This window comes from Paraburkholderia sp. EG286A (assembly GCF_040965375.1).
Lineage (GTDB): Bacteria > Pseudomonadota > Gammaproteobacteria > Burkholderiales > Burkholderiaceae > Paraburkholderia.
Genome location: NZ_JBFRCB010000008.1, coordinates 177359 through 190011 on the forward strand (window position 1 = coordinate 177359; position 12653 = coordinate 190011).

The 12653-nt window shown below is 67.0% G+C and carries 12 protein-coding genes; 5 read left to right on the plus strand and 7 right to left on the minus strand.

Going from position 1 to position 12653, the window contains the following annotated elements:
- Positions 1 to 168 precede the first annotated feature (168 nt).
- Both AB4Y35_RS32820 and AB4Y35_RS32825 read left to right on the plus strand, forming a co-directional pair.
- On the plus strand, positions 169 to 1110 hold the full coding sequence (locus AB4Y35_RS32820) for a LysR family transcriptional regulator (protein WP_342925454.1): 942 nt from the start codon (positions 169 to 171) through the stop codon (positions 1108 to 1110).
- A gap of 110 nt (positions 1111 to 1220) precedes the next feature.
- Entirely contained in the window at positions 1221 to 2417 is a 1197-nt protein-coding gene (locus tag AB4Y35_RS32825; protein WP_368707694.1) for a phytanoyl-CoA dioxygenase family protein, read from the plus strand.
- Between the two features lie 92 nt (positions 2418 to 2509).
- Here AB4Y35_RS32825 and AB4Y35_RS32830 read toward each other — a convergent pair whose 3' ends face one another.
- Positions 2510 to 3415 carry an SDR family oxidoreductase gene (locus tag AB4Y35_RS32830; protein WP_368707695.1) on the minus strand — a complete coding sequence of 302 codons (906 nt, stop codon included), beginning with the start codon at positions 3413 to 3415 and terminating at the stop codon, positions 2510 to 2512.
- Positions 3416 to 3495: 80 nt separating this feature from the next.
- Here AB4Y35_RS32830 and AB4Y35_RS32835 point away from each other — a divergent pair, with 80 nt between their 5' ends.
- Together AB4Y35_RS32835 and AB4Y35_RS32840 are read left to right on the plus strand one after the other, a co-directional pair.
- Complete coding sequence (locus AB4Y35_RS32835; RefSeq protein ID WP_368707696.1) at positions 3496 to 4341, plus strand: helix-turn-helix transcriptional regulator; 846 nt, start codon at positions 3496 to 3498, stop codon at positions 4339 to 4341.
- Positions 4342 to 4536: 195 nt separating this feature from the next.
- Positions 4537 to 6018 (plus strand): alkaline phosphatase family protein, encoded by a 1482-nt coding sequence (locus AB4Y35_RS32840; protein ID WP_368707697.1) that lies wholly within the window; start codon positions 4537 to 4539, stop codon positions 6016 to 6018.
- A gap of 38 nt (positions 6019 to 6056) precedes the next feature.
- On the opposite strand, the gene AB4Y35_RS32845 is transcribed toward AB4Y35_RS32840, so the two are convergent.
- From AB4Y35_RS32845 to AB4Y35_RS32865, 5 genes are all read right to left on the minus strand, one after another.
- The gene (locus AB4Y35_RS32845; protein WP_368707698.1) at positions 6057 to 6683 is read right to left on the minus strand and encodes a membrane integrity-associated transporter subunit PqiC; all 627 of its coding nucleotides are present in this window, start codon (positions 6681 to 6683) and stop codon (positions 6057 to 6059) included.
- Positions 6680 to 7978 (minus strand): MlaD family protein, encoded by a 1299-nt coding sequence (locus AB4Y35_RS32850; RefSeq protein WP_368707699.1) that lies wholly within the window; start codon positions 7976 to 7978, stop codon positions 6680 to 6682. Before AB4Y35_RS32850 ends, AB4Y35_RS32845 begins: the two co-directional genes overlap by 4 nt.
- Complete coding sequence (locus AB4Y35_RS32855; RefSeq protein WP_368707700.1) at positions 7975 to 9180, minus strand: paraquat-inducible protein A; 1206 nt, start codon at positions 9178 to 9180, stop codon at positions 7975 to 7977. Before AB4Y35_RS32855 ends, AB4Y35_RS32850 begins: the two co-directional genes overlap by 4 nt.
- A gap of 101 nt (positions 9181 to 9281) precedes the next feature.
- Complete coding sequence (locus tag AB4Y35_RS32860; RefSeq protein WP_368707701.1) at positions 9282 to 9551, minus strand: CsbD family protein; 270 nt, start codon at positions 9549 to 9551, stop codon at positions 9282 to 9284.
- Between the two features lie 114 nt (positions 9552 to 9665).
- Positions 9666 to 11375: an ATP-binding protein gene (locus AB4Y35_RS32865; protein WP_368707702.1), complete on the minus strand. Its 1710-nt coding sequence runs from the start codon at positions 11373 to 11375 to the stop codon at positions 9666 to 9668.
- Positions 11376 to 11697: 322 nt separating this feature from the next.
- Between AB4Y35_RS32865 and AB4Y35_RS32870 the strand changes: the two genes are divergently transcribed.
- A complete protein-coding gene (locus AB4Y35_RS32870; RefSeq protein ID WP_368707703.1) occupies positions 11698 to 11916 on the plus strand; it encodes a hypothetical protein in 219 nt (72 codons plus the stop codon).
- Between the two features lie 46 nt (positions 11917 to 11962).
- On the opposite strand, the gene AB4Y35_RS32875 is transcribed toward AB4Y35_RS32870, so the two are convergent.
- Positions 11963 to 12427: an LEA type 2 family protein gene (locus AB4Y35_RS32875; protein ID WP_368707704.1), complete on the minus strand. Its 465-nt coding sequence runs from the start codon at positions 12425 to 12427 to the stop codon at positions 11963 to 11965.
- Positions 12428 to 12653: the final 226 nt, after the last annotated feature.

The window sequence follows — 12653 nt, forward strand, 5'->3', positions numbered from 1 at the left end:
GTGAGTGCGTACCGCCAGTCTACGGAGGGTGCGGGGGCGAGGAAAGACACTGGCGCTGAATTGATTGTTTTCAGCTGTGAACAATCGCTCACGCGGTCTGTGAAAAGTGCGCGAGCGGCATGCTAGTATCGGCGCGGGAATCACGAGTTTTGACGCGGACTTTTATCGATGGATACACAGCGAGTCGAAGCACTCTGGACGCATTTGCACTGGCTCAATGTGCTGGCCACCCAGGGCAGCTATACCGCGGCGGCGACGCGCCTGGGCGTAAGCAAGGCGGCGGTGAGCCAGCGCATTGCCGAACTGGAGCGCGTGGCGGGCGTGCCGCTTGTGCAGCGCACCACGCGCAGCGTGCGCTTCACGGAGGCGGGGCTGCGGCTCGTGGAGGACACGCGCGCACAGTTCGACAGCATTGCCGCGAGTTTTGCGAGCGTGCGCGAGATGGCCGATGTCGCGCGCGGCACGGTGCGCGTCACCGCGCCCGTGGCCTTCGCGCGCCAGCAACTGGTGCCGCGTCTCGCGCAGTTTTCGCGCACGCATCCCGAAGTGCGCGTGCAGCTGGAGCTTTCCGACCGGCTCAGCTCGATCGCGACCGAAGGGTTCGATCTTGCGATTCGCCATAGCGCGCAGGTGCCGGAAACCCACGTGGCCTGGAAGCTCTGCGACACGCGCTCGGTCATCGTCGCCACGCGACCTTACCTCAAGCAGCGCGGCACGCCGCAAACGCCGGCCGATCTGGCGCAGCACGACTGTCTGTTCTATCCGCGCCCGCTGGGCGCGGGGGTGTGGTCGTTCGAGAAAGCCGGCCGCCGCGCCGAAGGCGCGCGCGAGACGGTGACGGTGAACGGCCCGTTCTCGGCGAACAACAGCGAAGCGTTGCGCGACGCGGCGCTGGAGCATCTCGGCATCGCGCTGTTGCCCGATTTCAGCGCGCAGGCCGCGCTGCAGGCCGGCAAGCTCGTCGTGCTGCTGCCCAACTGGCGGCCCGTGGGCGCGTTCGCTTCGCAATTGCACGTCGTGCGGCCGTATGGGGCGCAGGTGCCGCGAGCGGTCAAGCACTTTACGGAGTTCCTGCGGCAGACGTTCAAGGATGGCTTTCCGCTGGAGTGACGTGGCGCACGCAGCCGCGGCGCCGCCTTCCTGATGCGTTCTTGATGGATTTTTGGTATCCACGGCGCCCGGTGCCGACGTTATCCTTGACCCAACACGGAGGCAGACGCATGGACCAGCACGAAACACCGGTGGCGGATTTGGGGCGGCAATGGTATGTCGAACGCGAATGCTCGCTGGACGCCTTCGTGGAGCGTCTACGCGACGACGGCAGCCCGCCGCGTTACGCCTGCGAGGTGAGGCAGCGCATTCCCGTGTACGACTGCGCGGCGCTCGACGGCGCGCTGCACGACGTAGCGCAGCGCGCGCAATTGCAGGCGGAATGGGCGTATGTGCTGCGCGACGGCGCTGGCGTACTGGTGCTCGAACGCGCTTACGCCAACACGCAGCCCGTGGACGATGCGACCGCGGTGTTCGAATCCATCATCCGGGCAGAGCGTGAGGAGGGTACGAGCGGTGCGGACCATTTTGCGAAGGCGGGCGCAAACGACCGCATCTGGAATGCGCAACAGAAGCTCTGCCTCGAAGCGCCCGCCGTGTTCGTCGACTACTTCGCGAATCTGTCGCTCATGGCCGTGTGCGAGGCGTGGCTCGGACCGTGCTATCAGATGACCTCGCAGGTCAACGTGGTGCGTCCGGGCGGTGCGGCGCAGGAAGCGCATCGCGACTATCACCTGGGATTCCAGACGATCGAGGAGGCGCAGCGCTATCCGGCGCACGTGCATCACATCTCCGCTTTCCTCACGCTCCAGGGGGCGGTGGCGCACAGCGACATGCCGGTCGAGCGCGGGCCGACGAAACTCCTGCCGTACTCGCAACGCTATGCCGAGGGCTATCTTGCGTGGCGGCGCGCCGATTTCCGCGCGTATTTCGAAGCGCATTGCGTGCAGTTGCCGCTTGCCAAAGGCGACGCCTTGTTCTTCAATCCCGCGCTGTTTCATGCCGCGGGCGCGAACCGCACCGCCGACGTGCAGCGCATGGCGAACCTGCTGCAGGTTTCATCGGCGATGGGGCGCGCCATGGAAGCGCTCGACCGCACGAGCATGTGCGAGGCGATCTATCCCGTGCTGCGCGAGCGGCGCAGGAAGGGCCCGAGCGATGCGATCGACCTCGCGACGGTGGCGGTCATCGCGTCGTGCGCCGAGGGCTATCCGTTTCCCACCAATCTCGACCGCGACCCGCCTCTAGGAGGCCTCGCGCCGGAAAGCCAGCAGGCACTCATGCAGCGCGCGCTGCGCGAGGACTGGGAGCCGGGCCGGTTCGCCGAGGCATTGCGCGCGCAGGGCGCGCGACGCGACCCCGCGTGAGCGCGGCGATGACCTCGTCGAGCGCGGGGCTGTCTCGCGGCCGCTAGCGACCACGAGACGGTGAGGTGAGGATATTCAGGATCGCTATCGGATCAATTTGACGCGCCCACCTCCGCAAAGCGCGCTTCGTTCAGATCGGCAATCAGCGAGGGACCCGTCGGGCGCCAGCCGAGCCGCGCCTGGGTGAGCGCGCTCGAAGCGGGCATGTCCAGGCCGACGAACATCCCCATCCAGCCGAAATGCGCGGCCGCGTCTTCCGGCGCAATCGACACGGCGGGCAGGCCGAGCCCGCGGCCCAGCGCTTCGGCGATGTCGCGACTCGTCACACCTTCTTCGCCGACCGCGTTGTAGCGTGCGCCCGGCTGACCTTTTTCCACCGCGAGCCGATAAAGGCGCACGACGTCGGAGAGATGGCCGGCCGGCCAGCGGTTCTGGCCGTCGCCCACGTAGGCGCAAACACCTTTTTCGCGGGCGATAGCCACGAGCGGGGTAATGAGGCCCTGCCGGAACGGGTTGTGGACCTGGGGCAGCCGCACCGCGCCCACGTTGAGCCCTTGTTCCAGCAGTGCCTGCCCGGCCAGCTCGGAGGCGATGCGCGGGTTGGGATGGCCCGGATTGAAGACATCCTCGCTTGCCGGTTCGCCTTGCCGGGCATTGCCGATGCCCGTGCCGGACGTGATCAGCAACGGACGATCGGAGCCGGCGAGCGCGGCGCCGAGCGCCGCGATGGCGCGCTTGTCCTTTTCGCAGTTTTCGACGAAGCGCGAGAAGTCGTGGTCGAAGGCCGTGTGGATCACGGCGTCCGCTTGCTCCGCGCCGCTGCGCAGGCTTGCCGGTTCCTCGAGCGTGCCGCGATGCACGCGTGCGCCCGCCCTGGCGAGCGCCTGTGCGCCCGCTTCGGAGCGGGTCATGCCGGTCACTTCGTGACCGGCTTCAATGAGTTCCGGAACGAGCGCCGAGCCGATAAAGCCGGTCGCGCCGGTCAGAAAAATACGCATGGTCATCTCTCCTGGGTCATGACTGGCGTACTATCTCCAAATTCTCTATACCGTTAAAGTAGTGAGTTCATCATATTAAGATGACTAACAGGCTTTCCATTCCGATCCACTCGGCGGGCTCGCTCGGCGACTTCCTGAAGCGCTGCCGTACGCGGCTCGACCCCGCGAGCTTCGGTTTTAGCGGTCGCAGGCGCACGCCGGGGTTGCGTCGCGAAGAAGTGGCGCAGCGGGCCAGTATCAGTCCGACCTGGTACACGTGGCTCGAACAGGGGCGTGGCGGCGCGCCTTCGCCGGAGGTGCTCGAACGCATCTGCAGCGCGCTGATGCTCACCGATCCCGAGCGCGAACACCTCTTCATGCTGGGGCTCGGGCGGCCGCCCGAAGTGCGCTACAAGCCCGTGGACGGGGTCAACCCGCGTCTGCAACGCCTGCTCGACTCGCTGCGCTTCAGCCCGGCCATCGTCAAGACGGCCACCTGGGAAGTCGTGGCCTGGAATCGCGCCGCGGCCATCGTGCTGACCGACTACGGCAAGCTGCCGCCCGGCCAGCGCAACATTCTGCGCTTCCTGTTCTGCAACCCGGACGTGCGCGCCAAGCAGCACGACTGGGACAGCGTGGCCCGCTTCGTGGTGGGCGCGTTCCGGGCCGACGTGGCACGCGCGGGTCTCGTTTCGGCCGTTGGCGAACTCGTCGACGAATTGTGCAGCGTGAGCCCCGAGTTCGACGCGCTGTGGCGCGAGAACGAAGTGCTCGCGCATGCGGAAGCCGACCACGTGAAGCGCCTGCACCATCCCACGCTGGGTCTGATCGCGCTGGAGCAGTCGGCGTTTTCCGTCGATGGCCGGCCCGACCTGCACATGATCGTCTACAACCCGGTCGATGCCGGGCAGGCCGAACGCATCAAGGCGTTGATCGAGCAGTCGTGACACCGCCGCGCGCATGCTGACCTCTCTCGTCTTCTTCTCCCATCGCAACACTCCGGGCTTGTCCTGACTGCACCACAGCGGGCGCGACGCTTGCGGGCAAGGGCCGTCCGCTGCTCGCCGTCGCGAGCGCGTTTCGCTTCGCGGCAGCGAGGCATGGGCGGATTGCCAGCGCCGCATCCAACCAGGAGACGTGTCATGGGAGACGAGAATAGCCCGCATCACGGATACGACCGGCGCCGTTTTCTCGCCGGCGTAGCGGCGGTTGCCGGCAGTGTTGCGCTATCGGGCTGTGGAGGCGGCGGCGGTGACGACCCGGGCGGCCAGGACAGTGACGCGCCCGCACCATCGATCGGCGACGTTCCCTCGCCGGACGGCGCCGACCGTTCTCGCTTGCCGCGTCCGGCGTTGCCGAATCCCGCAAGTTCGCGCATCGATTTCATCGTGCTGGTTACGATGGAAAATCGTTCCTTCGACCACTTCCTCGGCTGGGTGCCGGGCGCCGAAGGCATGCCCGCGAACCGCCAGTTCAAGGACGCGTTCGGCGCGACGCAAACGCCGTTTTCGCTCGCGGCGAACGCCGCCTATGGCTATCAGGCGTGCGCGTACCAGGACCCCAATCACAGCTACGACGGCGCGCGCACGCAACTGGCTTCGGGCGAGATGAACGGCTTTCTCCTCACGCCGGGCACGAGCCTGCATCAGGGCGACTTGCTGCCCATCGGTTATTACACGTCGGCCGATGTGCAGTTCTTCGACGCCGTGGCGAGCAGCTACACGATCGGCGACTTCTACTTCAGCGGCATCCTCACCAGCACGTTTCCCAACCGCCTTTACCTGCACAGCGGCGCAACGGACCGCCTCGACGACGGTATCGACAATGCGACGCTCCCCACGATCTGGGACCGGCTCAGCGACGCGAATATCGGCTGCAACTACTACTATCACGACGTGCCGTTCACGGCGCTCTACGGCACACGCTATGTCGGCATTTCGCGTCCGTTTGCGGATTTCGTCGCGCGTGCCGAGGCAGGCACGCTGCCGCCGTTCTGCATGGTCGATCCGGCCTTCGCGGGCGAGCCGCAAGGCACTTCCGCGGACGATCATCCGCACGCGGACATTCGCAACGGCGAGGCGTTTCTCGGCCAGGTGTACGAGGCGCTGCGCACGAGCCCGACCTGGAACCGCACGCTGATGATCGTCGTATACGACGAATGGGGCGGCTTTCTCGAGCACGTGGTGCCGCCCACGAGGCCGATCAGCAAGAACGAACTCGCGCTCGGCAACGACGGCAAGCTGGGGTTTCGCGTGCCGCTCGCGCTCCTGGGGCCGCGCGTTCGCGCGGGCACGGTCACGCGCTACCCGTTCGACCCGAGTTCGATTCACGCACTGCTGCAATGGCGCTTCGGCTTGCAGCCGCTCGGCGTGCGCGGCAGTGATTCGGCAACCTTCAATCTCGCCTATGCGCTCGATTTCACCGATGCGCCGCGCACCGACGCGCCGGCGTTCACGATTGCCCAGGGCACGTTCGGCGGGGAGTGCTCGGGGACGCCTGGAACGTCGTCGTCGAATCCGGTGTCGTCGATCGATCAGTCGCAGCTTGCGACCAACCCGAACGTGGACCGCTTCGCGGACCTGCGCGCGAAGGCGGTGTCGTTAGGATTCCAGACGGGAAATTAGCGCCGCGGGGTGAGCCATCGGTGCCGTCGATCGCCGTGTCAGCGCACGGCGATCGATGCCGCGATCCGGTCGGCGAGTTCGCCGAGCACGCGACTGAGCGCAGCGGCTTGCGCGGTCGCATCGTGGCCCTCGACCGGCGCGCTCAGCGCCGCCTGCTGGGAAAGCGTGGTGCGCGCGGGCTGTCCCGCCAGGAGCGTCCACGCCACTTGCAGCGTGAGCGTGCCGCCCGCGCTCGCGTTGCAGTCGAGCACCGTGACGACGAGCGTGCGCGTGCCGGCGGGCGCGGGCGCGTCCGGAAAAACGAATGCGCCGGCCGGCAGGCGCGGCAGCAGGTCTTGCGCGAGCGTGCTGCGCATCATCTGCGCGAGCGGCGCGCCCCAGCGGTCGTTGTCGTCGACTGCGAGCCGGTTGGGCGCGACATGGGTCACCACTTCGGGCCGGTCGAGCACGGCGGGAATATGCACGGCGCTCAGTTGCACCGGCGCCATGGCGGCGGTGGCAAGCGGCGCTTGCGCAGGCGTCGCGTTGAGTGTGACGTAACGCGTGGGCGGACTGTGGCCACATCCGGCGATGCCGACGCCGATGCCCGCGAGCACGGCCACACGCAGCAGTCGCGCGATCGAAGCCGCTGCGCATTCGGCCCGGCTCGCATGGCGGCACATCATTGGCTCTCCTCCTGCGCCTTGCCGTGCAGCAGCGCTTCGGGGTGCCGGTCGAGATAGTCGGCGAGCGCGCGCACCGAGCGCGCGGTATCGGTCAGCTCGCGCAGCGCGGCGGGCAGGTCGTTCTGGCTCGATGCGTCGGCGCCCAGCGTGCGATTGGCCGCTGCGACGGTGCGATCGGCTTCGTTCGCCGTCTCGCGCAGCTGCGCGACGAGCGGGCCGATCTGGGGCGACACCTGCGCGAGCGTCTGATCGATTTGCGCCACCGAGCGGTCGATGTGCTTCAGGCTGTCGCGGATCTGCGGCGACGAGCTGATGGCGTTCACGTGCGCCGCAATGCTGCGCACTTCGTCGCCCGTTTGCTTGATGGGCAGGTCGTCGATCTTCGCGATCACGTCGCTGGCGCGCGAGGTCATGGTGTCGAAATCGGCAGGGGCGACGCTCGGGATCACGGGAAGCCCGTTGTCGGCGGTGAGCGTCGCGCCCGCCGCGCCCGCAACGAAGTCGAGATTGACCTTGCGCGGCCCGACGAGCGGCGGGTCCTGCGAAAGGCGCGCGCGCAGCCCGTCGGCGACGAGGTGATCGAGCATGCCGTCGACGAGCGGCCGCCAGTTGCCGTCCGCGGGCGGCGGCGCGCCGACGATGCCGAGCTGCGACGGGTCCAGCGCGAGTTGAACGGGCGTGCTCAGCGCGCCCGTGCGCGCGTCGTAGCTCAGGTGCACGCTCGTGACGGTGCCCACGGGAAAGCCGCGCAGATCCACCTCCGAGCCGGTCTCCAGGTTGCCGACCGCGCCGTCGAAGCGCACCGCATAGGTCACCATCGGGCCGTGTTCGGGTGCGAGCGGAGGCCGGCGATCGCTGCCGTCGAAGTGGTCGGCATGTTTGCCGGGACCCGGCTCCATGACGATCTCGGGCCCCGAAAGCATGGCCTTCAGCGAGGGAGGGTCGCTCAAATCCACCTTTGCGCCGCGCAGGTAGAACCGCGTGCCCGAGCGCAAATACGGATTCTCCGCCCGGTCGATCCGCAGCTTTGTTTCGACATGCTTACCATCGGGCGAGAGCGACACGTCCGCGACGGCGCCCACCTTCACGCCGCGCAGCGTGACGATCGTGTCGTCGGGCTTCATGCCGTAGGCGTTGTCGAACGTCACGACAACGGTCTCGCCGTCATGGATGAGCGCGCGCAGGCCGAGCCAGCCCGTCGCGCCGATGGCGGCGATCGGCACGGCCCAGATCCAGCCGGGCCAGGCGCTGCGCCGCACTTCGGCCTGCGTGCGGTGGCGATGCGGGCCGCTCATGGCTTTCTCCGCGTATGCACGTCCCACATCATGCGCGGGTCGAAGCTGCGCGAAGCCATCATCGTGAAGAAGACGACGAGCGCGAACGCCGTCGCGCCGATGGCGGGTCTCGCCACCGCCACGCCGTCGAAGTGGATCAGCGGCACGAAGGCCGCGATCGTGAAGACGTCGACGTTCGACCAGCGGCCCAGTTCGTCGATCCAGCGGTAGAGATGGGCCTTGGCGCGCAGGTGCCGGCGCGAATGGCGCAGGACCGAGGTGATGAACCACAGCATGCCGCCGAGCTTCGCAAGGGGAATCACGATGCTCGTGCAGATGATCAGGATGCCGAATGGCCATAACCCGACGTGGAAGAGCTGATAAACGCCGTCGATGATGCGGTGCGAGTCGTAACGTCCGAGCTGCCGTGACATGGTCATCGGATAGAGGTTGGCGGGCACGGTGAGCACGAGCGCCGCGAGCGTGAGCGCGGCTGCGCGCACCACGGCGTCGGGCTTGCGCGTGCGCAGTTTCAGACCGCAGCGCGGGCACGGCCGGCCCTCATGCGCAATGGGCACGACGAGGTCGCAAACGGGGCAGGACAGCGCGCCGTCCCCGTGCGGCGCTTGCTGGTCGGGGACGATGGCGCGCCAGACAGTGCGGCGATCGAGCGAGGCGCGCGTGAGCATCGACATGAGCGCGGCGAGGATGAAACAGTAGCCGCCCGCCCCGATCGTTCCGGTGAGGTTTTGCGTGACGCGCGCATAGCCGACGAGGCAGCCCACGAGATACACGTCGGGCATGGCCCAGATGTCGAGCGCGATGGACCAGCGAAAGAGCGTGCCGATATGCCTGAATCGCACGCCGAAGCGGACCAGTCCCAGCACGATCATGAGCACGCCGAAGCGCACGAACGGCAGCACGATGCCGAACGCGCCGAGCAACAGCGCGAGCGCGAGCCAGCCGTCGCGCCAGATCGACACGATGCCCGACGCGAGAACGGAGGAACGATCGGCGCCGAGCATGTGCACCGTCATCAGCGGGGCGAGGTTGGCGGGGAACAGCAGGACGAATGTCGTGATGGCGCAGGCGAGCGAAGCGGTGATGCTGCGCCCGCTGCGCCGCTCCAGCGGGTAGTGGCAGATCCTGCAGCGCGCGAGCATGCGCGGGCCGAGCGGAGGGATGTCCTCGAGGGCGCCGCATTCGGGACAGCCGATCGTCATGGGCGGGGCTCCTGACTACGCCTCGCGATGACACACGATTCGCATCAGTGAGGCAGTTTCAGGACCACGCGCATAAAGCGTTCCCGCGCCGGGACTGATGCTCAGACTTCCGATTTGTTGCGGTTCAAGGCCCATGCCGCGCCGAGCGCGAAGCCGACGGCGGCGGCGAGCCCGAGCGCGGTCATCGGCTTGTCGGCGACGTTGTCGCGTGTGGCGTCGGCGGCATTGTTCAGGGCCTGCTGGGACTTGCCATATATCATCTTTGCCTTGCCGGCTAGGCCCATGGCGGGGTCGCCCAGCAGGTGGCCGGCCAGGTGCTGCGCTTCTCCTGCGACCTCGTTCGCGACGGCGTGTGCGTGTCTCGTGTCCATGATCGTGCTCCTGTGTGCTCAGGGTGGGTCATTGAATATGCGCGCTCCACTTGCGCAAACACAGTGGAGCAACGCGAATGCCCGCAGCACGGCGATCGATGAAGCAAAGGCGAATCAGCGCTCGCGCGCAAGCGTGAGCGCGGCGGTGAGCTGATCGAGGCCGATGGGTTTGACGAGATGCCGGTCGAAGCCGGCCTGCGCGCTGCGCAGCACGTCGCCGGCTTGCGCCCAGCCGGTCAGCGCGACAAGGCACAGATCGCACAAGCCTGCGCGTGCGCGTACCCGCTGCGCGAACTCGCAGCCGTCGATGCCCGGCATGTCGAGATCGACGAATGCGATCGCCGGCGTGGACCGTTCCAGCGCAGCGAGCGCCGTTTCCCCGTCGTAGAACACGGCACACTCGCAGCCGAGTACGCCAAGCAGTTCGCCGAGGCTGTCCGCGGCGTCGCGGTTATCGTCGACGATCAACACCTTGGTGCCGTCGAGCCGGGCGACGGCGGCGGCTCCGTTAATGGGCGTGGCCGGCTCGAAGGCGTGGTCGACGGGCAGTGAAACGACGAAGCGGCTTCCGAGGTTCCTGCCTTCGCTGGTTGCCGAGATCGTGCCGCCATGGAGTTCGACGAGCTTCTTCGACAACGCGAGCCCCACGCCGAGTCCGTCCATGTGCCGCTCGGGCTGCAGGCGTCCGAACAGCGTGAAGAGCAGGGACGACTCCTCTGGCGTGAAGCCCATGCCGTTGTCGGTGACCGTGACGACCACACGGTTCAGGTCGCATTCCACGGCAATCTCGATGCGGCCGCCCGCGGGCGTGTATTTCGCCGAGTTGTTGAGCAGATTGGCGAACACCTGGGCGAGCCGCACGTCGTCGCCGTGCAGATGCAGTGGCGAGTCTGCTTTGCTCACCGCCAGCGCATGCCGCGCCTTCTCGATGGCCGGCCGGCTCAGGTCGAGCGCGGTTTCCAGCACGGTATGGATATCGATGCGGCGCCGGCGCAGCGCAATCGCACCGCTGTTGATGCGCGCCACTTCCATCAGGTCGTCGACGAGCCGCACGAGATGACCGAGCTGGCGGTCGAGCATGTCGAGCACGTGTTTGCCGCCGGCCGGGTCGGGGCTCGCGCGCAGGATCTGCAGGCCATTGCGGATGGGCGCGAGCGGATTGCGCAGCTCATGCGCGAGCGTCGCGAGAAAGTGATCCTTCATGCGGTCGACGTGGGCGAGCTTCGCTTCGCGCTCGCGCAGCAGCGCCTCGGCTCTGGTGCGCTCGATGAGACTGGCCGCCTGGTTCGCAAGGATGTCGAAGAGCTGAAGCTGCCGCTCGGTGGGCCGCCAGGGCACGGCCCAATGCGTGGAAAGCATGCCGATCAGCTTGCCGTCGCGGGCGCGCAGCGGCGTGGTCTGCATGCTCCGGATGCCTGTCTCGCGGTAGACGTCGAGGTCGGCGGTGCCGACAAACTCAGGCCAGGCTTCCGCGTCGGGGACGATCACGCGCTCGCCCCGCGCCCAGGCGGCGCCGCAGCTCGTGGTCGAGTCGATCTGGACGATGCGCCAGTGTTCGGCCGCGGCCAGCGTGAAGCCGCAATGCGCGATGAGGTCGAGCCGCTGGCGGCCGTGCTCCTCGCCAGAGAGCATTTGCAGGCTCGCGAAATCGGAGCAGAGGAGTTGCCGGGCCGCCTCGACGATACGGCTATACAGCGCCGCCGGCTGATGCTCCACCAGCAGGTGGAGCGAAAGTTCGTGCAACGATCGGCTCGCGGAGAGATCTTCGTTGAGCAGGGCGATCAGCGTTGCGGGGTCGGTGCTGACCGCCGGGGCCGGATTCATTAACGGATCTGCGTCTCGCGTCGTCATAGTGGTTCTGTACGGGGGCGCCCAGTACCGGCAATCCGCATATTCTATGCGGCTTTGTCAGAGCCGTGTGTTGCCGGCTTGTAAATAGGGTTATATCCAGTTGCGTTTGCAACGAGCCCGCCAGGTGGGTGCCGCAGGAACATGCGATGCGAATTTAAAGGTATCCGATAAGGCCGATTGTCTGACCATGCCGGCATGCCCGATGCACCGGATAAGCGGGGATGCCGGGGTTGGAACATCGGGGTGAGCTGGGAGGGAAACGACGATGCGAGGGAAATCACGATCATTGCGAGCCATGGCCGATAAATGGCTTTTCTTGCGGCCGGACACGCGCGTGCACGTCACGCGTGTCGCGCAGGGTGCAAGGAAGCACCGCTCGTGCGTCTACGTCAGCGCGGTCGGCGCCGTGGGCGAATCGGGCATATTCTTCTTCCGTCACGACGACGGCAGCTGGTACATCTTTCCGCCGGACGAAGCGCGTCCGGCGCTCGGCGTCGAGGGAGCTAACGCCTGAGCGCCGCGGCAAGCCGCGGTATACCCGGCCGGAGCGCTGGCGCCGTTCACGGGCCGAGCAGCCCCTGCGTCGGCAGCGACAGCTTGCCGTGATCGACGAAGCGCGTGCCGCCGCCGATGCCGCCGGCCAGGCGTCCGCGTATTTCGTAGGGAACGTTGCCGGTCTGTGCGCTGCCCGCAAAGGCGAAAGCCTGGCGCACGGCGGCGAAGGCCGGCACGGTCAGCGGCACGACGATCACGGCTTCACCGAAGCGCGGCACGACGCCGCCTTGATCGCTCACGCCGCTGGCAAACGATTGACCGTTCAGGTCCAGTTGCAATGACACGCCGCTAAATTCGACCGGTGTGTCGTTGGGATTCTGGATGCGCAGCTTCACGTTGAAGCGCATCTCCATGCCTTCGCCCTGTAGCGGCTCGAGCCCCGCCACGTTGACCCGCAGCGGGTCTCCCATCAACCCCGCGCAGCCGCCTAGCCAGAACAGCATGCAAAGCAAGGTGCAGACAAGTCGCATTGAGCGCCTGGCGTCAGGTGCTGGCATGGCAAGTACCTCGATCGTCGAGTCCGCGAGTGCCGCCTAGTGTAGCGTCGATCGTTCGCGGGATTCGTGCCGGCCGACCAGCTCGATCCGGATTGCATGGATTCAGGCCAAACCTGCGATACGATACGTCCCCGACGCTCAAGCAATATGCGCCACACGCGGCCGAAATTCTTTTCAATCTGCTTTCACCGGTCGAGTG

Coding starts and splice junctions, on each gene's coding strand:
- AB4Y35_RS32865 (WP_368707702.1), bottom strand. CDS start 11,375: ATGAATCCGGCCCCGGCGGTCAGCACCGACCCCGCAACGCTGATCGCC.
- AB4Y35_RS32850 (WP_368707699.1), bottom strand. CDS start 7,978: ATGAGCGGCCCGCATCGCCACCGCACGCAGGCCGAAGTGCGGCGCAGC.
- AB4Y35_RS32825 (WP_368707694.1), top strand. CDS start 1,221: ATGGACCAGCACGAAACACCGGTGGCGGATTTGGGGCGGCAATGGTAT.
- AB4Y35_RS32830 (WP_368707695.1), bottom strand. CDS start 3,415: ATGCGTATTTTTCTGACCGGCGCGACCGGCTTTATCGGCTCGGCGCTC.
- AB4Y35_RS32860 (WP_368707701.1), bottom strand. CDS start 9,551: ATGGACACGAGACACGCACACGCCGTCGCGAACGAGGTCGCAGGAGAA.
- AB4Y35_RS32855 (WP_368707700.1), bottom strand. CDS start 9,180: ATGACGATCGGCTGTCCCGAATGCGGCGCCCTCGAGGACATCCCTCCG.
- AB4Y35_RS32835 (WP_368707696.1), top strand. CDS start 3,496: ATGACTAACAGGCTTTCCATTCCGATCCACTCGGCGGGCTCGCTCGGC.
- AB4Y35_RS32820 (WP_342925454.1), top strand. CDS start 169: ATGGATACACAGCGAGTCGAAGCACTCTGGACGCATTTGCACTGGCTC.
- AB4Y35_RS32845 (WP_368707698.1), bottom strand. CDS start 6,683: ATGATGTGCCGCCATGCGAGCCGGGCCGAATGCGCAGCGGCTTCGATC.
- AB4Y35_RS32870 (WP_368707703.1), top strand. CDS start 11,698: ATGGCCGATAAATGGCTTTTCTTGCGGCCGGACACGCGCGTGCACGTC.
- AB4Y35_RS32840 (WP_368707697.1), top strand. CDS start 4,537: ATGGGAGACGAGAATAGCCCGCATCACGGATACGACCGGCGCCGTTTT.
- AB4Y35_RS32875 (WP_368707704.1), bottom strand. CDS start 12,427: ATGCGACTTGTCTGCACCTTGCTTTGCATGCTGTTCTGGCTAGGCGGC.